The sequence below is a fragment of the Streptacidiphilus fuscans genome, from assembly GCF_015690355.1.
In the GTDB taxonomy this organism is placed as follows: Bacteria; Actinomycetota; Actinomycetes; order Streptomycetales; family Streptomycetaceae; genus Streptacidiphilus; species Streptacidiphilus fuscans.
Window position 1 is genome coordinate 22,539 of the sequence record NZ_JADPRT010000011.1, and the last position, 16,159, is coordinate 38,697.

At 70.2% G+C, this 16,159-nt stretch carries 19 protein-coding genes and 1 riboswitch; of the genes, 9 read left to right on the forward strand and 10 right to left on the reverse strand.

The features are described 5' to 3' along the window. Positions 1–58: 58 nt before the first annotated feature. From msrB to I2501_RS24560, 4 genes are all read right to left on the reverse strand, one after another. Positions 59–466 (reverse strand): peptide-methionine (R)-S-oxide reductase MsrB, encoded by a 408-nt coding sequence (gene msrB, locus I2501_RS24545; RefSeq protein WP_196196372.1) that lies wholly within the window; start codon positions 464–466, stop codon positions 59–61. A gap of 18 nt (positions 467–484) precedes the next feature. Next, positions 485–1,903: a UDP-N-acetylmuramate--L-alanine ligase gene (murC, locus tag I2501_RS24550; RefSeq protein ID WP_196196373.1), complete on the reverse strand. Its 1,419-nt coding sequence runs from the start codon at positions 1,901–1,903 to the stop codon at positions 485–487. A gap of 247 nt (positions 1,904–2,150) precedes the next feature. Continuing rightward, positions 2,151–2,621, reverse strand: a complete 471-nt coding sequence (locus tag I2501_RS24555) for an indole-3-glycerol phosphate synthase (protein ID WP_196196374.1) — start codon at positions 2,619–2,621, stop codon at positions 2,151–2,153. Between the two features lie 103 nt (positions 2,622–2,724). Then, positions 2,725–3,549 (reverse strand): pyrimidine reductase family protein, encoded by an 825-nt coding sequence (locus I2501_RS24560; protein WP_408022780.1) that lies wholly within the window; start codon positions 3,547–3,549, stop codon positions 2,725–2,727. Between I2501_RS24560 and zapE the strand changes: the two genes are divergently transcribed. Beyond that, positions 3,550–4,644 (forward strand): cell division protein ZapE, encoded by a 1,095-nt coding sequence (gene zapE, locus I2501_RS24565; RefSeq protein WP_196196375.1) that lies wholly within the window; start codon positions 3,550–3,552, stop codon positions 4,642–4,644. Positions 4,645–4,662: 18 nt separating this feature from the next. On the opposite strand, the gene I2501_RS24570 is transcribed toward zapE, so the two are convergent. Together I2501_RS24570 and I2501_RS24575 are read right to left on the reverse strand one after the other, a co-directional pair. Then, on the reverse strand, positions 4,663–4,917 hold the full coding sequence (locus I2501_RS24570) for a hypothetical protein (protein ID WP_196196376.1): 255 nt from the start codon (positions 4,915–4,917) through the stop codon (positions 4,663–4,665). Further along, on the reverse strand, positions 4,914–5,267 hold the full coding sequence (locus tag I2501_RS24575) for a hypothetical protein (protein ID WP_196196377.1): 354 nt from the start codon (positions 5,265–5,267) through the stop codon (positions 4,914–4,916). The genes I2501_RS24570 and I2501_RS24575 overlap by 4 nt, the downstream gene beginning before the upstream one ends. A 129-nt stretch (positions 5,268–5,396) precedes the next feature. Between I2501_RS24575 and uvrB the strand changes: the two genes are divergently transcribed. From uvrB to I2501_RS40325, 7 genes are all read left to right on the forward strand, one after another. Further along, on the forward strand, positions 5,397–7,517 hold the full coding sequence (uvrB, locus tag I2501_RS24580; RefSeq protein WP_196196378.1) for an excinuclease ABC subunit UvrB: 2,121 nt from the start codon (positions 5,397–5,399) through the stop codon (positions 7,515–7,517). 143 nt (positions 7,518–7,660) lie between these two features. Further along, positions 7,661–8,239: a TerD family protein gene (locus tag I2501_RS24585; protein ID WP_196196379.1), complete on the forward strand. Its 579-nt coding sequence runs from the start codon at positions 7,661–7,663 to the stop codon at positions 8,237–8,239. Positions 8,240–8,406: 167 nt separating this feature from the next. Continuing rightward, positions 8,407–8,595, forward strand: a riboswitch (cyclic di-AMP (ydaO/yuaA leader). Then, entirely contained in the window at positions 8,594–9,811 is a 1,218-nt protein-coding gene (locus I2501_RS24590) for a glycoside hydrolase family 16 protein (protein ID WP_196196380.1), read from the forward strand. (Overlaps the previous riboswitch by 2 nt.) Positions 9,812–9,887: 76 nt before the next feature. Continuing rightward, complete coding sequence (locus tag I2501_RS24595; RefSeq protein ID WP_196196381.1) at positions 9,888–10,526, forward strand: TetR/AcrR family transcriptional regulator; 639 nt, start codon at positions 9,888–9,890, stop codon at positions 10,524–10,526. 81 nt (positions 10,527–10,607) lie between these two features. Continuing rightward, entirely contained in the window at positions 10,608–11,357 is a 750-nt protein-coding gene (locus tag I2501_RS24600) for an ABC transporter ATP-binding protein (RefSeq protein WP_215909983.1), read from the forward strand. Then, entirely contained in the window at positions 11,354–12,091 is a 738-nt protein-coding gene (locus I2501_RS24605; protein WP_196196383.1) for an ABC transporter permease, read from the forward strand. The genes I2501_RS24600 and I2501_RS24605 overlap by 4 nt, the downstream gene beginning before the upstream one ends. Positions 12,092–12,231: 140 nt before the next feature. Further along, positions 12,232–12,363: a hypothetical protein gene (locus I2501_RS40325; RefSeq protein WP_268926977.1), complete on the forward strand. Its 132-nt coding sequence runs from the start codon at positions 12,232–12,234 to the stop codon at positions 12,361–12,363. A gap of 119 nt (positions 12,364–12,482) precedes the next feature. Here I2501_RS40325 and I2501_RS24610 read toward each other — a convergent pair whose 3' ends face one another. Continuing rightward, complete coding sequence (locus I2501_RS24610) at positions 12,483–12,689, reverse strand: cold-shock protein (protein WP_196196384.1); 207 nt, start codon at positions 12,687–12,689, stop codon at positions 12,483–12,485. Positions 12,690–12,977: 288 nt separating this feature from the next. On the opposite strand from I2501_RS24610, the gene I2501_RS24615 reads away from it, so the two are divergent. Beyond that, complete coding sequence (locus I2501_RS24615) at positions 12,978–13,187, forward strand: cold-shock protein (protein ID WP_196196385.1); 210 nt, start codon at positions 12,978–12,980, stop codon at positions 13,185–13,187. A gap of 94 nt (positions 13,188–13,281) precedes the next feature. Here I2501_RS24615 and I2501_RS24620 read toward each other — a convergent pair whose 3' ends face one another. Genes I2501_RS24620 through I2501_RS24630 form a run of 3 tightly spaced genes read right to left on the reverse strand, consistent with a single transcriptional unit; the run spans position 13,282 to position 16,056 of the window. After that, positions 13,282–14,058 carry an FAD:protein FMN transferase gene (locus tag I2501_RS24620; protein WP_328806593.1) on the reverse strand — a complete coding sequence of 259 codons (777 nt, stop codon included), beginning with the start codon at positions 14,056–14,058 and terminating at the stop codon, positions 13,282–13,284. Positions 14,059–14,063: 5 nt separating this feature from the next. Continuing rightward, positions 14,064–14,630: an FMN-binding protein gene (locus I2501_RS24625; RefSeq protein ID WP_196196386.1), complete on the reverse strand. Its 567-nt coding sequence runs from the start codon at positions 14,628–14,630 to the stop codon at positions 14,064–14,066. 40 nt (positions 14,631–14,670) lie between these two features. Then, positions 14,671–16,056, reverse strand: coding sequence for a ferredoxin reductase family protein (locus tag I2501_RS24630; protein WP_196196387.1), 1,386 nt, complete (start codon positions 16,054–16,056; stop codon positions 14,671–14,673). Between the last annotated feature and the right edge of the window lie 103 nt (positions 16,057–16,159).

Genomic DNA, 16,159 nt, shown 5'->3' on the forward strand with positions numbered 1-16,159 from the left:
GAGCAGGGGGTCAGGCTAGTCGAGTTCTGATCAGGTTTCCTTACTGGAATTCGGACAACTACTTCTCGTGAGGGCGCAACTTCAGCGAGATGCTGTTGATGCAGTACCGCTGGTCGGTCGGCGTCGGGTAGCCTTCGCCCTCGAAGACGTGCCCGAGGTGCGAACCGCACTTGGCGCAGCGGACCTCGACCCGGACCATGCCGTGCGTGCGGTCCTCGATCAACTCCACCGCGGACGAGTCGCGCGGGTCGTAGAAGCTCGGCCAGCCGCAGTGCGACTCGAACTTGGTGCCCGAGGTGAACAGCTCGTTGCCGCAGGCACGGCAGGAGTAGACGCCCTCCGTCTTGGTGTCCGTGTACTCGCCGACGAACGGACGCTCGGTGCCCGCCTCACGCAGCACCGCGTACTCGGCGGGCGTCAGCTCCTCACGCCACTCGGCGTCGGTCTTCTCGATGTCGTAGGCCATGATCGCGCGCTCCTTCGGTCAGCCGAGGGTGTCCAGGCGGGACAGGATCTCCGGGCCGAGGAAGGTGACGTCCCCGGCGCCCATGGTGAGAACGAGATCACCGGGCTTCGCGATTCCCGCGACCAGCTCCGGAACGGCCGCCAGCGAGTGGACGCCCTGGACGTCGGTGCCCTTGGCGCGGGCCGACTCGATGACGATCTCGCTGGTGACGCCCGGGATCGGGTCCTCGCGCGCCGGGTAGATGTCCAGCACCAGGACCTGGTCGGCCAGCGCGAGCGCCTCGCCCATCTCCAGGCCCAGCTCGCGGGTCCGGCTGAACAGGTGCGGCTGGAAGACCACGACCACGCGCCCCTCGCCCGCCGCCTCGCGGATGGCCTGGAGGTCCGCGGCGATCTCGGTCGGGTGGTGCGCGTAGGAGTCGATCACCTGGACGCCCGCCGACTCGCCCTTGAGCTGCAGCCGACGCCGCACGCCCTGGTAGCTGCTGAGCGCGGGTGCGAGCTCCGCCGCCGGAATGCCGAGCTTCACGCCTGCGGCGAGGGCGGCCACGGCGTTGTGCGCGTAGTGGCGGCCGGGGACGTTGACGGTGAAGGTCAGCTCCTCGCCCTCTGGGAGTGCGACGGTCACGTCGCTCGTCATACCACGCGGCACGATCTTCAGGATCCGCACGTCGGCGCGCTCGCCCTCGCCGACGGTCACGATCTCGAACTGCCGCCCGGCGACCCGGGAGGCCAGCTCCGCCGCACCCGCGTGGTCGATGTCGACGACCAGAGCACCACCGGGCGTGATCCGGTCGCAGAACGCCTCGAAGGACTCGTAGATCTCGTCCATGGACGCGTAGTTGGCGTGATGGTCCAGCTCCACGTTGAGGACGATGGCGACCTCGGGCGTGTACTTCTGGAAGCTGCGGTCGCTCTCGTCCGCCTCCGCGACGAAGATCTCGCCGGTGCCGTGGTGGGCGTTGCTGCCCGGCTCGTTGAGGTCGCCGCCGATGGCGAAGGACGGGTCCACGCCGAGTGCGGTCAGGCTGACCGCCAGCATGCTCGTCGTGGTGGTCTTGCCGTGCGTGCCCGCGACGGCCAGCGCCCGGCGGCCCGCCATCAACGCGGCCAGCGCGTCGGAACGGTGGATGATCGGCAGGCCGCGCCGCCGCGCCTCGACGATCTCCGGGTTGTCCTCGCGGATCGCGCTGGAGACGACGATGCAGCTGGCCTCCGCCGGGACGTGCTCGGCGGCGTGGCCGACATGGACGTCCGCGCCCAGCTGCCGCAGGGCGAGGACGACCGTGGACTCCTTGGCGTCGCTGCCCGAGACCTGGGCGCCGCGCAGCGCGAGGATCTTGGCCAGCCCGGACATGCCGGCGCCCCCGATGCCGATGAAGTGCGGGGCGGACAGGGGCGCGGACGTTGCTGACGTGGCTGCCGGGGCGGCGGTCATGGTGTCGGGCTCCGAGGGTCGTACCAACCCGGCGGGCCGGGCGTGCGGTCGCCTCGATTCTGCCGTATCGCGCGCGCCACGCGTCGCAGCCACCGCGCGACCTGCGCCGGCGGGGCAGTTGCACTACCTAGGGGCGCGGGGAACTGCGCGACAAGCCACCCACACCGGTAAAGCCCCGAACGTGCAGCGCCATCCGCTCATCGGTGGTTTCTCGTCCCCTAAGGAAGTGCAACGTCCCGTCGTCGGGTCAAGCCTGCTGCGCGAAGAGCTGAAGCACCGGGACCCCGACCTTGTGCCGAGCCTGCGAGGCCCAGTCGCGGTGGAAGAGGCCCTCGACCCAGTGCGGTGCGGCAAGAACGATGACCTCGTCCGCCTCGACCTCCTTGACCAGGTCCTTCAGACCGTCCAGCGGGTTGTGGTCCACCACCGCGCCCTCCGCCTGCGCCGCTCCGTGCTCGCGCAGCAGCCGCAGCGTCTGCTGGAGGGAGGCGTCGGCGGCCGAGAGCGCGTCCTGGCCGTGCGGCTCGTCCCGCTCCTTCGCGGCCTGCTCCAGATAACCGAAGGCGACGTCGTCGATCGCGCGCAGCAGCTCGTCCTGCTTGCCGCGCGGCTGCATGACGACGTGGAACGAGACGGGCTCCTCGCCGTGCAGGGTGGTCACCATGTCGGCGTCGGCATCGGAGAGGGCCTTCTCGATCAACAGTACGGTGGTGAACACGTGCGTCCTTTCGGTTGTCCTTGCCATCGTTCGCGATCCGTCGAACCCGTGGTTCTCCGACCCGTCGTGCATCCTCTCGCAATAAGCGGAGTCTCTTGCTCCGTTATTGCGCAATCTTCACGCTACGGGCGTAGCGAGCAAAGAGGAAACCTTTCTCCTCCAGCAAGCCGAGCAGCTCCATGCGCTCTGCCACGGAGGTCGCGCCGTGCGCGATCCGCGGCGCGTCGCCGGCTGCGATTAGGGGTGCCAGGGTGAGGCAGAGCTCGTCCAGCCGCCCGGCTTCCGCCAGTTGCCCGAGCAGGCGCGGCCCGCCCTCGGTCAGCTGACGCAGCAGTCCACGCTCCGCCAGGGCCGTCGCGGCGCGGGCCAGGTCGACCTCCTGCTCGCCCGCCAGCACGACGTCGGCGACCTGCCGCGCCTTTACCAAACGGTCCGCCGGAGCGTGCTCGGCGGTGACCACGATCGTCCGCACCAGCGGCTCGGTGAAGAGCGGCAGTGTGAAGTCCAGGTCCAGGCTCGCCGTCACCACGGCGATCACCGGCGCGGGGCTCTGTCCGCGCGCCGCGCGGTCGGCGGCGAAGTGCTCCCGGGCGCGGGCCGGACGGTAGCCCTCCGCCCGCACGGTCTGCGCGCCGACGATCACCACGTCGGCGAGCGCCCGCAGGACCCCGAAGATCCGCTTGTCGGCAGGCGAGGAGAGACCCTCGGACAGGCCGTCCAGCCGGGCGGCGCCGTCCAGGCTGCTGACCATGTTGCCGCGCAGCCACGGCCGTCCCGCGCCCACGACCTCGGCGGGATACGCGTAGGCGGCGGCGAGTTGGTCCAGGCTCCACTCGACGTCAGCGGCCCCCGCGCCGGCCTCGGTGTCCCCGGGCGTCTGCGGGGTGAGGTCGGTCACATCGGGGGCGTAAGGAAGCAGTCTGCGCACATGGGGCAGTCTTCCACGCCCCCGCGGACCGTACCCTTGGGACTCGTGTCGCCTATAGCCCTGTCCGAGCGCCGGCCCGTCGTTGCAGCCGAGCGGCTGATCGCCGAGATGGTCCCGCCGCCGCGCTTCCAGGGAGCGCGCTTCGCCACGTACATCCCTGACCCGCAGCAGCCGAGCCAGAGCGAGGCCGTGCGGATCCTGGAGGCGTTCGCGTCCGGCCTGTCGTCGCGCGGCGCCGCACCTGCGGCGAAGAAGCGCTGGTTCGGCCGTTCGACGCAGCCCGCGACCCCGGCCGGTCCCGGCGGCATCTACCTCGACGGCGGCTACGGCGTCGGCAAGACCCACCTGCTCGCCTCGCTCTGGCACGCGACGCCCGGCTCCAAGGCCTTCGGCACCTTCGTCGAGCTGACCAACCTGGTCGGCGCGCTCGGCTTCCAGCAGGCGGTCCAGGCGCTGTCCGGGCACACCCTGCTCTGCATCGACGAGTTCGAACTGGACGACCCGGGCGACACCGTCCTGGTCTCCACCCTGCTGACCCGCCTCGCCGAGGCGGGCGTGAAGCTGGCCGCCACCTCCAACACCCTGCCCGGCAAGCTGGGCGAGGGCCGTTTCGCGGCGTCCGACTTCATGCGCGAGATCCAGGGGCTGGCCTCGCGGTTCCGCAGCGTCCGCATCGACGGCCAGGACTACCGCCACCGCGGCCTCCCCGAGGCCCCGCCGCCGTACGTCGACGCCGAGGTCGCCCAACTCGCCGCGTCCTACGGCGAGGGCGCGTCCCTGGACGACTTCGACGCGCTCCTCGACCACCTCTCCGAGGTCCACCCCAGCCGCTACGGCGCCCTGTTGGACGGCGTGGACGCCGTCTTCCTGCGCGGCGTCACCCCCGTCGCGGACCAGAGCACGGCGCTGCGCCTCGTCGTCCTGGCGGACCGGATGTACGACCGCGAACTGCCGATCGTCGCCTCCGGCGCGGGCTTCGACTCCATCTTCAGCGAGGAGATGCTGGCCGGCGGCTACAAGAAGAAGTACTTCCGCGCGATATCCCGCCTGGTCGCACTGGCCCGCGACAGCAAGCAGATAGCCGCGACCTCCTGAGTCTGCCCGCGGGGCGGATCAGGGGTTCGGGCTCACCGAATGGACGAGCACCAGCTCAAGGCGCGGAATGATCCCGTAGGTGAACATCCCGCCCTTGACCGCGACGGTCTCCAGAGACAGCGGTCCACCGGTGTAGGCCGTCCCGTCCAGGTAGACCGCCTCTGCCATCCTGACCACCTCGGCGACCTTCTCCTCGACTGCTGCCAGGAACGCGAGTGGCGCGCCCCCTGCGACGTGGGTCTTGTCAGGGTTGTAGTCCCAGGCCCAGGTCACTTGCTGACCGCCGCGAAGCAGGTGCGCCAGATGTCGCCGACGATGCTGGCGTACTTGCGGCACTCGTCGACGGTCGTGGCGTTGTGGGCCTCGTACTCGGCCTGGTGATAGGACCTGGCCCGGTCGGGGAAACGCTCGATTTCCACTACGGTCGCCCAGTGCATCAGGAACGCCCGGACATGCGTCGTGTCGTCCGTGCGGAACGTCTCGGTAACGGCCTTGGCCTCGTCCTCGAGCATCCGGGGGAGCTGGTTGGGTGACACGATCGCGAGCGCTGCTTTGAGCGCGGCCGCGCTCAACTCCGGCCGCGAGATGAGCGCGCCTCCATCGGGCGTGGGCACAGTGGTCATGCGTCGCTCCCTGATGTTGTGCCCCAGTGGCACACGGTGGGCCCAGCCTAGTGCTCACCGCTGACATCTCGTGGGTGCGTTCTCCCGTCCGGGAGGGGTTTGTCAGTGGGGGGTCGTACGGTTGGTGCCGTGAGACCCATCACCGATCTTCAGCGGTCCGTGGCGCCTTTCGAGGTCGTCAGTCCCTACCAGCCCAACGGCGACCAGCCCGCCGCCATCGCGGAGCTCGAGCGTCGTGTCCGCGCGGGCGAGAAGGACGTGGTCCTGCTCGGCGCCACCGGCACCGGCAAGTCCGCGACCACGGCGTGGATGATCGAGAAGCTCCAGCGCCCGACGCTGGTCATGGCGCCGAACAAGACGCTGGCCGCCCAGCTGGCCAACGAGTTCCGCGAGCTGCTGCCGAACAACGCCGTCGAGTACTTCGTCTCGTACTACGACTACTACCAGCCCGAGGCGTACATCGCGCAGACGGACACCTACATCGAGAAGGACTCCTCGATCAACGAGGAGGTCGAGCGGCTGCGCCACTCGGCCACCAACTCGCTGCTGACCCGGCGCGACGTCGTGGTGGTCGCCTCCGTCTCCTGCATCTACGGCCTGGGAACGCCGCAGGAGTACGTGGACCGCATGGTCCAGCTCAAGGTCGGCGACGAGATCGACCGCGACCAGCTGCTGCGCCGTTTCGTCGAGATCCAGTACAACCGGAACGACGTCGCCTTCACCCGCGGCACCTTCCGGGTGCGCGGCGACACCATCGAGATCTTCCCGGTCTACGAGGAGCTCGCGGTCCGGATCGAGATGTTCGGCGACGAGATCGAGGCGCTCAGCACGCTGCACCCGCTCACCGGCGAGGTGATCAGCGAGGACCAGACGCTCCACGTCTTCCCGGCCTCCCACTACGTGGCCGGTCCGGAGCGGATGGAGCACGCCATCTCCGGCATCGAGACCGAGCTGGAGCAGACCCTCGCCAAGATGGAGAAGCAGGGCAAGCTGCTGGAGGCCCAGCGGCTGCGCATGCGCACGACGTACGACATCGAGATGATGCGTCAGATCGGCACCTGCTCCGGCATCGAGAACTACTCCCGGCACATCGACGGCCGTGATCCGGGCAGCGCGCCCAACACCCTGATGGACTTCTTCCCGGAGGACTTCCTCCTGGTCATCGACGAGTCGCACGTCACCGTGCCGCAGATCGGCGCGATGTACGAGGGCGACGCCTCGCGCAAGCGGGCGCTGGTCGAGCACGGCTTCCGGCTGCCCTCGGCGATGGACAACCGCCCGCTCAAGTGGGAGGAGTTCGTCGAGCGCATTGGTCAGACGGTCTACCTCTCGGCCACCCCGGGCGACTACGAGCTCTCCCGCGGCGACGGCGCGGTCGAGCAGATCATCCGCCCGACCGGCCTGATCGACCCGGAGATCGTGGTCAAGCCGACGGAGGGTCAGATCGACGACCTGGTCCACGAGATCCGGCTGCGCACCGAGAAGGACGAGCGCGTCCTGGTCACCACCCTGACCAAGAAGATGTCCGAGGACCTCACCGACTACATGCTCGAACTCGGCATCCGGGTCCGGTACCTGCACAGCGACATCGACACCCTGCGCCGGGTCGAGCTGCTGCGCCAGCTGCGCGCGGGCGAGTACGACGTGCTGGTCGGCATCAACCTGCTCCGTGAGGGCCTCGACCTGCCCGAGGTCTCGCTGGTGGCGATCCTGGACGCGGACAAGGAGGGCTTCCTGCGCTCGCCCCGGTCGCTGATCCAGACGATCGGCCGTGCGGCCCGTAACGTCTCCGGCCAGGTCCACATGTATGCGGACCGGATCACCCCCGCCATGGAGCGGGCGATCGATGAGACCAACCGGCGACGCGAGATCCAGCAGGCCTACAACCGCGAGCACGGCATCGACCCGCAGCCGCTGCGCAAGAAGATCGGCGACATCCTCGACTCGCTCGCCCGCGAGGACATGGACACCGCCGAGCTGCTCAGCACCGGCTACCGCCAGGGCGGTGGCGGCGGACGCGGCCAGAAGGCCCCGGTCCCGGCGCTCGGCGCCAAGGCCGCGGCCGCCGCGGGCTCGAAGGACGCCAAGGGCCTGCCCGCGGCCGAACTGGCCGAGTTGATCGGCGAGCTGACCGACCGGATGCACGCCGCCGCGGCCGAGCTGCAGTTCGAGGTCGCCGCGCGGCTCCGTGACGAGGTGAACGAACTGAAGAAGGAGTTGCGCCAGATGCGCGAAGCGGGCCTCGCCTGAGTGCACCGCCTGAGTGATCGTCGGGACTCTCGGGGAACCCGCAGGCCCGTTCGGGTCGTATGGTGCTGTGAGGGCTGCATCGGAGCCGGACGGGCGGCGGTTCCGAGGCTGCGGTTCGCGAACGAGTTCGGGAGGGGCGTGCCGTGTCGGTGAACCTGAGCAAGGGTCAGAGCGTAAGTCTGGAGAAGGACGGCGGAGCCTCGCTGTCCCTGGTGCGTATGGGCCTGGGGTGGCAGGCGGCGCCGCGCAAGGGCCTGTTCGGCACCCGTCGTCGCGAGATCGACCTGGACGCCTCGGCGGTGCTCTACTCCCACGGCTCGCTGGCGGACGTGGTCTTCTTCCAGCACCTGGTGAGCAACGACGGTTCGGTGCGCCACACCGGCGACAACCTGGTCGGCGGCAAGGGCGGTGAGGACGACGAGTCGATCCTGGTCGACCTGCGCCGGGTTCCCGACCGGATCACCCAGATCGTCTTCACGGTCAACTCGTACAACGGCCAGAGCTTCCAGGAGGTGCAGCGCGCCCACTGCCGTCTGGTCGACGAGGCCACCGGCGACGAGCTGGCCCGCTACACGCTCAGCGGCGGGGGCCCGCACACCGGCCAGGTGATGGCCAAGGTCTACCGGGACGCGGTCGGCGGCTGGCAGATGGCGGCCATCGGCATCCCGGCGCAGGGCCGCACCTTCCAGGAGATGCTCCCGGCGATCGAGCAGGCGCTCTGATCAGGCGGTCGGTGCGGGCGTCTGAGCAGGCCCGTTCTCCGGATGTAAAGGATCTGTGAGATAGCCCTCAATACCTCGCGAGAGCTTGGGGTGCGCCGACCTCATCTGCCTAACCTGCCCGAGTCCGTCTGCCACAGACGGACACCGTGCGCCGGTACGCCTTGTCCTGCCCGTCGACGCCGGATCGCACGAGTACCACGGGCCGGAGCGGGGGAACCAGGTAAGCGCCCCGCTGTGCCCTGCGCGCCCACGCGCAGGGGAGGCCGGGGCTTGGGGTGAAGCCGCCGCCGCGCGGCCGGGCCAGCCTTCCGGCCCGAACCCGACAGCTCACCTCGCAGGCGTCGGAGAGGCGCCATGCGACCCACCCTGTCCACCCCTGCCCGAATACTGGCCTTCACCGCCGCGCCCGCCCTGCTGCTCGGCGGCGCCGTCGTGAGCACCCAGGCCGATGCGGCCACGCCGAGCGTCAGCGAGACCGGCCTGACCGCGCCCACCAGCGGCGACACCGCGAGTGCCACCCTCACGGTCCGCTCCACCGCGTGCACCACCGTGCGCAGCATCGGTGTCGCGGTCCGTGACGCCTCCGGCAACAACGTCGACTTCCCGCAGTGGGACAGCAACGCGCGGATCTGCCCGACCGGGCTCACCTTCCACGCCGGCAGCCGCACCTTCGCGCCGGGCCGCTACACGATGATGGGCGCGTACCTGGACGCCGCCGGCTGGCACAACCTGGCCGCCAAGACCCTGACCATCGGCTCCGGCACCACCACGGGCACCCCGACCCCGGCCCCCACGTCGACCCCGACCCCGAAGCCGACGTCGACGCCCACCCCGGCCCCGACCCCCTCGACGCCCGCCCCGAGCAGCAGCCTGCCCGCCGGCGTGGCCACCTCCACCACCCCGGTCTGGGACGAGGAGTTCACCAACCCGATCACCTGGGGCCAGCGCTGGGTCGGCACCACGACCACGTCCTACCAGTACGGCAACCACAACCCGAGCGACAACAAGCTCGACTGGCTCGACCCGAACGACGTCTCCGTCGCCAACGGCGTCGCCACCTTCACCGCCCAGCCGAGCACGCACACCCTGGAGAACGGCCAGCAGGCCTGGACCACCGGTCTGCTCACCACCGAGGGTTCGCAGGAGGGCTTCCAGGTCAAGACCGGCGACTACGTCGAGGCCCGCGTCAAGCTCCCGACCCAGCAGGGCGCCTGGCCCGCACTGTGGACCTGGAAGAACGGCAACGGCGAGATTGACTCGTTCGAGTACCACCCGGACAACCCGAACCTGCTGGAACTGTCCAACCACGTCAACGCGGCGCACGACTACTACACCGACGCGAACGCGATCAAGCCCGGTCAGTGGGTCACCATCGGCACCAAGTACGGTGCCAACTCGGTGGACTGGTACATCAACGGCGTCAAGGTCTACTCCGACAACACCGGCGTGGGCGCCAACTGGTCCGCGTACCTGATCCTCAACCTGTCGCTCAGCGCGGGTCAGTACCACCCGGCCCCGAGCGGCAGCACGCCGATCACCTTCTCCGTGGACTACCTCCGCGTCTACAACTGACCCGAGCCTCCACAACCGACGGAGACACGGGGCAGGCGGCGAACATCGTGGGCGTCGCGTCGGGGACCATGGAGACATGAGTGACGCTCAGCGGCCGGACCGGCGCGCGGGATCGCCCGCCGCCGGGAAGGCCGCCTCCAAACGCACCGGGCGCAGGCCCGGCGGCGCGGACACCCGTGGTGTGGTGCTGGACGCCGCGCGCGCCGAGTTCGCCGCGCGCGGCTACGAGAAGGCCAGCATGCGCGGCATCGCCCGGGTGGCCGGGGTCGATCCCGCGCTGCTGCACCACTACTTCGGCAGCAAGGAGCAACTCTTCCTGGCCGCACTGGACTTCCCGATCGACCCGGCCACCGTCGCGGCGGTGATCCTGGACGGGGACCGGGCCGAGATGGGGGAGCGGGTCGCCCGCTTCGTGGTGGCGCTGTGGGAGCAGCCGGAGGTGCTCGCCCGGCTTCTGGCCGTGGTGCGCACGGTCGTCGCCAGCGAGGCCATCGCCGAACTGCTGCGCGACTTCATGCTCCGCGAGCTGGTCGGCCGCCTCGCGCAGGGCCTCGGCGTCGACCGGCCGGAGCTGCGGGTCGAGTTGGTGATCTCGCAGATCATCGGCCTGGCCATGGCCCGCTACATCCTCGCCGCCGAGCCGATCGCCTCGGCGGACCCGGAGGAGCTGGTCTCCCTGCTGGCGCCGACGATCCAGCGCTACCTCACGGACTGACGCGCGGCGTCCGTCAGTACCTCCGTTCCTTCCCCCAGGTGCTTGACGAGCGGCTCGGCGTGGAGCAAAACTCATCACATGATGAATTCTAGCGCCGCGGCCGACGCCGTCGAGGTCAGCGGCCTGACGGTGGTGCGCGGCGGACGGCCGGTGCTGCACGGAATCGACCTCGACGTCGCGACGGGCTCGGTCACCGGCCTGCTCGGTCCCAGCGGTTGTGGCAAGACGACGCTGCTGCGCTCGATCGTCGGCGTGCAGAAGATCCAGGCCGGCACGGTCACCGTCCTCGGCCGCCCCGCCGGAAGCCCGGAGCTGCGCGACCGCGTCGGCTATGTCACCCAGGCCCCGTCCGTCTACGCGGACCTCGGCATCGGGGCCAACCTCCGCTACTTCGCCGAGGTGCTCGGCGCACCCCGGAGCGATCCGGCGCGGGTGCTGGAACAGGTCGGCCTGGCCGGTAGGGAGAAGGACCTGGTCGGGCAGCTCTCCGGCGGTCAGCGGGCACGCGTCTCGCTGGCGGCCGCACTGCTCGGCTCGCCCCGGCTGCTCGTCCTGGACGAGCCCACGGTCGGGTTGGACCCGGTGCTGCGGCAGGACCTGTGGCAGCTGTTCCACCGGCTCGCGGACGACGGCGTCACGCTGCTGGTCTCCAGCCACGTCATGGACGAGGCCGCCCGCTGCACCCGGCTGCTGCTGATGCGCGACGGCCGGATGCTGGCCGACGACACCCCGGCCGCCCTGCTTGCCGCGACCGGCGCGCCCGACATCGAGTCGGCCTTCCTCGCGCTGGTGTCGGGCGCTGACCGCCAAGACGCCGGGGAGGCCCGATGAACGTCCGCCGTACCCTCGCCACCGCCCGCCGTGTGCTGCTGCAACTGCGCAACGACCCACGGACCGTGGCGATGCTGCTGGTCGTCCCGTGCGTGCTGATCCTGCTGCTCAAGTACGTCTTCGACGGCTCGCCGCAGGTCTTCGACAGCGTCGGCGCGCCGATGCTCGGGATCTTCCCGATGATCGTGATGTTCCTGGTCACCGCCGTGGCCACGCTCCGCGAGCGGACCAGCGGCACACTGGAGCGGCTGCTGACCATGCCGCTGGGCAAGCTCGACCTGCTGCTCGGCTACGCCCTCGCGTTCGGCCTGGTGGCGCTGGTCCAGGGGGTGCTGGCCTTCGGGCTGACGGTGGGTCTGCTCGGGCTCGGCGTAGCCGGGCCGAGCTGGGCGCTGCTGGCCGTCGCCGTGGCGGACGGGCTGCTGGGCATGGCGCTCGGCCTCTTCGTCTCGGCCTTCGCGGCGACCGAGTTCCAGGCCGTCCAGTTCATGCCGGCCTTCCTGCTGCCGCAGCTCCTGCTCTGTGGTCTCTTCTCCCCGCGCGCGGAGATGGGGACGGTGTTGCGCTGGATCTCCGACGTGCTGCCGCTCTCCTACGCGGTGGACGCGATGGACAAGCTGACGCGGCAGTCCGGCTTCGGTGCGGGGGTGGCGGTGGATCTGGCTGTGGTCCTGGGCTGCACGCTCCTGGCGCTGGCCCTCGGCGCGGCAACCCTGCGCCGCCGCACGGCCTGAGGCGGTTTGAGTTGGCCTGAGACGGTCGGGGACGGCCGGAGGCCACGGAGGGCGGAAGGTGACACGCCCGAAACGCACCTGAATCGCAGGTATGACCGAATTGTTCTAGGGTCGGGTCAAGGCGAGGAAAGGGGCACACCATGATGATCCTGGCGATGATCGGCTTCTCCATCGCAGTGATCGTCATCTGCGCGGGCCTGCTGGCCTTCCTGATGGGTGGGTTCAAGTTCCGCGACGAGGGTCGGCCCCGTCGTCGGCGGAACCCCGCATAGGCGGGTTCCGGGACTCGCGGAGAGCCCGGAATGCGCGAGCGCCCCGTCCGGCCGAGCCGGACGGGGCGCCCCTTCACCGCTTCTGACGCACGATGCGGACGAACCGCGATCGGATCAGATCAGGCGACGATGGTGATGTTCTCCGCCTGCGGGCCCTTCTGGCCCTGGGTGACGTCGAACTCGACCTTCTGGCCCTCGAAGAGCTCGCGGAAGCCCTGCGAGTTGATGTTCGAGTAGTGAGCGAAGACGTCGGCGCCGCCGCCGTCCTGCTCGATGAAGCCGAAGCCCTTCTCGGCGTTGAACCACTTCACGGTACCGGTGGCCATAGGTTTCTCCTTTTTCCAGAGTTGATCAGTGACTGCGGAAGCCCGCGGTCACCATGTCGCCGGAATGATCGCCCTGGTCTGGAGAGACCTCAGAAAGCACGAACGCCCGTGATCGCGATCACGGGCGGTGAAGCTTAGGGAACCACGACTGCAACTGCGGGCCAGCCTACAGGATTGAGTACTGCGTCACTCATCGGCGTGGCGTACAGCGCGCTTCGTGGTCGAGTGATCGCCTAGCGTGTACGGTCTTGGCTTGCACGTCCGCAAGAAACAGAAGAGGCAAAGATTATGGCGACCGGTACCGTCAAGTGGTTCAACGCCGAGAAGGGCTTCGGCTTCATCGAGCAGGACGGCGGCGGCGCCGACGTCTTCGCCCACTACTCGAACATCAACGCCCAGGGCTTCCGTGAGCTTCAGGAAGGCCAGAAGGTCGAGTTCGACGTCACCCAGGGCCAGAAGGGCCCGCAGGCGGAGAACATCATCATCATCAACGCCTGATCCCTCGGCCTGCTTCAGGCCGCAGCGTGATGCACGAACGCCCCGTCCCGGCTCCGCCGGGCGGGGCGTTCTGCCTGTGGCAACGCCGCGTTGCTCAGCCCGCGAAGCGCAGGAATCCGTTGGTGGCCAGGCGGGTGCCGTCGGGGAGGATCGCCAGCGCCTCCAGGTCGGGCTGCCGCTCGGCCCAGGCCAGTCCGCGTTCCGGGCCCATGGCGAAGGCGGCCGTGGCCCAGGCGTCGGTGCGGGCCAGTCGGCCGGGGCCGCTGGTGACCAGCGTCAGCGAGAGCAGATCGGTGGCCGCCTCGCCCGAGTGCGGGTCGACGACGTGCGCCCCGCGCTCCGCCGTCCCGGAGGTGGCGACGACCAGATCCCGCCCGGCCAGCACCGCCGCCAGCTCGCCGGACCGTGCCGGATCCGCGATGCCGATCCGCCAGGGGCCGCCGACCGACTGGATGTCTCCGCCGCCGTTGACGCAGTGCTCGGTCGAACCGGCCTGGCAGAGCAGCGCGCAGGCCTCGGTGACGGCCCAGCCCTTGACCCACCCGCTCGGGTCCAGTCGACCGCCCGGGTACGGGGTGAACCAGCCGTCGGTCTCCGTCGCCACCTCGCGGCAGCGCTCCAGCACCTCGGTCAGCTGCGGGTCCGCGTCCGCGAGCGCGAGCTCGCCCCGGGCGACCCGGCTCACCTCGCTCTCCTCGCGGTACGGCGAGAACAGCGCGTCGATCGCGTGCAGCCGCGCCACGGCCTCGCGCAGCGCCTCGCCGACGGCGGGGGAGGGATCGCGCACGGCGAAGGAGAACACCGTCCCCATGACGTGCTCGGCATGGGTGAGCGCGGGGCGAGGACCAGGAGGACCGGACGGCGTGTCCACCGCGGTCACTTGATCCCGGCGGCGTCGAGTGCGCTCTGGAGCGACTGGGCGTAGCCGTTGCTCGTGTACGTCGCACCCGAGACCATGTCGATCTGCGCGCTCTGCTGGGACAGCACTTCCTGGTTGAGGGTCGGGAGCGCGTAGCTGTTGATGTCCATGTCGCGCTGGCTCTCGTTCGGGTACTGCAGCACGTTGACGTTGCTGATCTTCCCGCCGCTGACCACCAGCTGGACCTGGACCGGACCGTAGCGGGTGTCCGCCGCCTGGCCGGTGAAGGTGCCGGACTTGGCGCCGGACGACGAGGAGGAGCCCGACGTGCCCTTCGTCGAGCCGCTCGAACCTGTCGAGCTGCCCGAACCGGTGGATCCGGTCGAGCCGGTCGACCCGGACGACGAGCCCGTGGCGGGGGTGGAGGCCGAGCCGTTCGGCTGGCCGCCGGTGCTCGCCGCGGTCCCGGAGCCGGAGCTGATGACGGGTGCCCCGGCCGCCGACGCCGCCCCGTGCGGCTTGAGCGAGAGCAGCAGGACGACGCCGGCCGCGGTGGCGGTGGTGGTGACGATGGCGCGGCGCACGGCAGCTCCTTGATCAGGTCGGTGGGATCTCGTGGGCGGACTAGAAGCTGAACGACTCGTGGTGGATGCGTCGTCGGGGAACCCCGGCGGCGGTGAGTGCGGCCACGGCGCTCTCCATCATCGGGTCCGGCCCGCAGAGGAAGACGTCGTGCCGGGCGAGTCCGGGCACCAGCCGGTTGAGCGTGGCCGGTTCCAGCGGATCGCCGACCTCCGAGCGCGGGCCGACCAGGAACTGCAGCCGCGCGCCGCGTGACTGGGCGATCGCCACCAGCTCGCGGTGGAACAGGACGTCCTCCTCGCGGCTGGCCCGGTAGAGCAGGGTCAGCTCGCCCGGTCGGGCCGGAAGCGTCTCGAAGAGCGCCCGCAGCGGCGTGATGCCCACGCCCGCCGCCAGCAGCAGCACCTGCCGTGACCGGCGCCGCCGCTCGGTGAACGCGCCGTACGGGCCTTCCGCGCGCACCTTGGTGCCGGACTTGAGATGGGCCACGGCGGCGCTGTGTCCGCCCAGGTCCTTGACCGTGAACCGCAGGTACTGGGCGGTCGGCGGGGCCGAGAGCGAGTACGGGTTGGCGGCGAACCGCAGCCCGGGGGCGAGGAACTGGAGCCGGAAGAACTGCCCGGCCTCCGCGCCCAGTTCGTCGAGGTGGCGGCCGGTGAGGAAGAGCGAGACCGTCCCCGGCCCCTCCGGGCGGACCTCGGCGACCCGCAGTTGGTGCCTGCGATCCTGCAGCGCGGGCCGCAGCAGCCGGAACCAGCCCAGCACCCCGGCGGTGCCGACGTAGAGCGCGTACCAGAACAGCCGCCCGATGCCCGAGCCCAGGTCGGCGCCGTTGGTCAGCTGGTGTTCAAAGCCCAGCGCGATGGCCAGGTAGGTGGCCAGGTGGAGGTAGTACCAGGTGTCGTAGCTCAGCTTCCGGCGTGCGGCGCGCGCGGAGAAGATGCCGGTGGCGAAGATGAGCACGGTCCCGATGCTCGCCTTGATCATGTCGGGGAACGTCAACACCATGGTGACGCCCTCACCCACCACGTTGGTGTGGTCGGTCAGCGCGTAGCCCCAGATGACGGACAGCACGTGCGCGGTGACCAGGCCGACCATGTAGCGACCGCCCATGGCGTGCCAGCGGGCCAGCCGGTCCGACCCGATCTCGTGCTCCAGCAGCGGGATGCGGGCCATCAGCAGCAGCAGGACCGGCGCGGTGTATCCCGCCAGCAGGCCGGTTATCCGTCCGGCGTTCGTCAGCCACTGGTCCGTGCCGACGATGCCGAGGGTGTTCTTCCACCAGATGCCGATCACGACCAGCGCGCCGAAGACGATCGCGGCCAGTGCCGCCCGGGCGACGGTGTCCACCGGGAGCGCGCCGCCGCTCGGCCGGCTCGCATGGGCGCGGCGGGAGTGCGTACCCCGCTGTTGGGTCGCCGTTGCCACCTGTGCCTCCGTTCTTCGTGCTCCGGACCGGTCTCGCCGCTGGGCGCTCGCCGCGCTGCTCGTCGGCGACCACTCGCCGTGCTGGTGGGGCCACTCTGCACCG

What these genes read in the sequence shown, in the direction of transcription:
- I2501_RS24610 (WP_196196384.1), bottom strand. Translation starts at nt 12,689, where the DNA reads ATGGCCACCGGTACCGTGAAGTGGTTCAACGCCGAGAAGGGCTTCGGC.
- I2501_RS24575 (WP_196196377.1), bottom strand. Translation starts at nt 5,267, where the DNA reads ATGACCACTGTGCCCACGCCCGATGGAGGCGCGCTCATCTCGCGGCCG.
- I2501_RS40325 (WP_268926977.1), top strand. Translation starts at nt 12,232, where the DNA reads ATGATGATCCTGGCGATGATCGGCTTCTCCATCGCAGTGATCGTCATC.
- msrB (WP_196196372.1), bottom strand. Translation starts at nt 466, where the DNA reads ATGGCCTACGACATCGAGAAGACCGACGCCGAGTGGCGTGAGGAGCTG.
- I2501_RS24600 (WP_215909983.1), top strand. Translation starts at nt 10,608, where the DNA reads ATGAATTCTAGCGCCGCGGCCGACGCCGTCGAGGTCAGCGGCCTGACG.
- I2501_RS24590 (WP_196196380.1), top strand. Translation starts at nt 8,594, where the DNA reads ATGCGACCCACCCTGTCCACCCCTGCCCGAATACTGGCCTTCACCGCC.
- I2501_RS24605 (WP_196196383.1), top strand. Translation starts at nt 11,354, where the DNA reads ATGAACGTCCGCCGTACCCTCGCCACCGCCCGCCGTGTGCTGCTGCAA.
- I2501_RS24615 (WP_196196385.1), top strand. Translation starts at nt 12,978, where the DNA reads ATGGCGACCGGTACCGTCAAGTGGTTCAACGCCGAGAAGGGCTTCGGC.
- I2501_RS24595 (WP_196196381.1), top strand. Translation starts at nt 9,888, where the DNA reads ATGAGTGACGCTCAGCGGCCGGACCGGCGCGCGGGATCGCCCGCCGCC.
- zapE (WP_196196375.1), top strand. Translation starts at nt 3,550, where the DNA reads ATGGGGCAGTCTTCCACGCCCCCGCGGACCGTACCCTTGGGACTCGTG.
- murC (WP_196196373.1), bottom strand. Translation starts at nt 1,903, where the DNA reads ATGACCGCCGCCCCGGCAGCCACGTCAGCAACGTCCGCGCCCCTGTCC.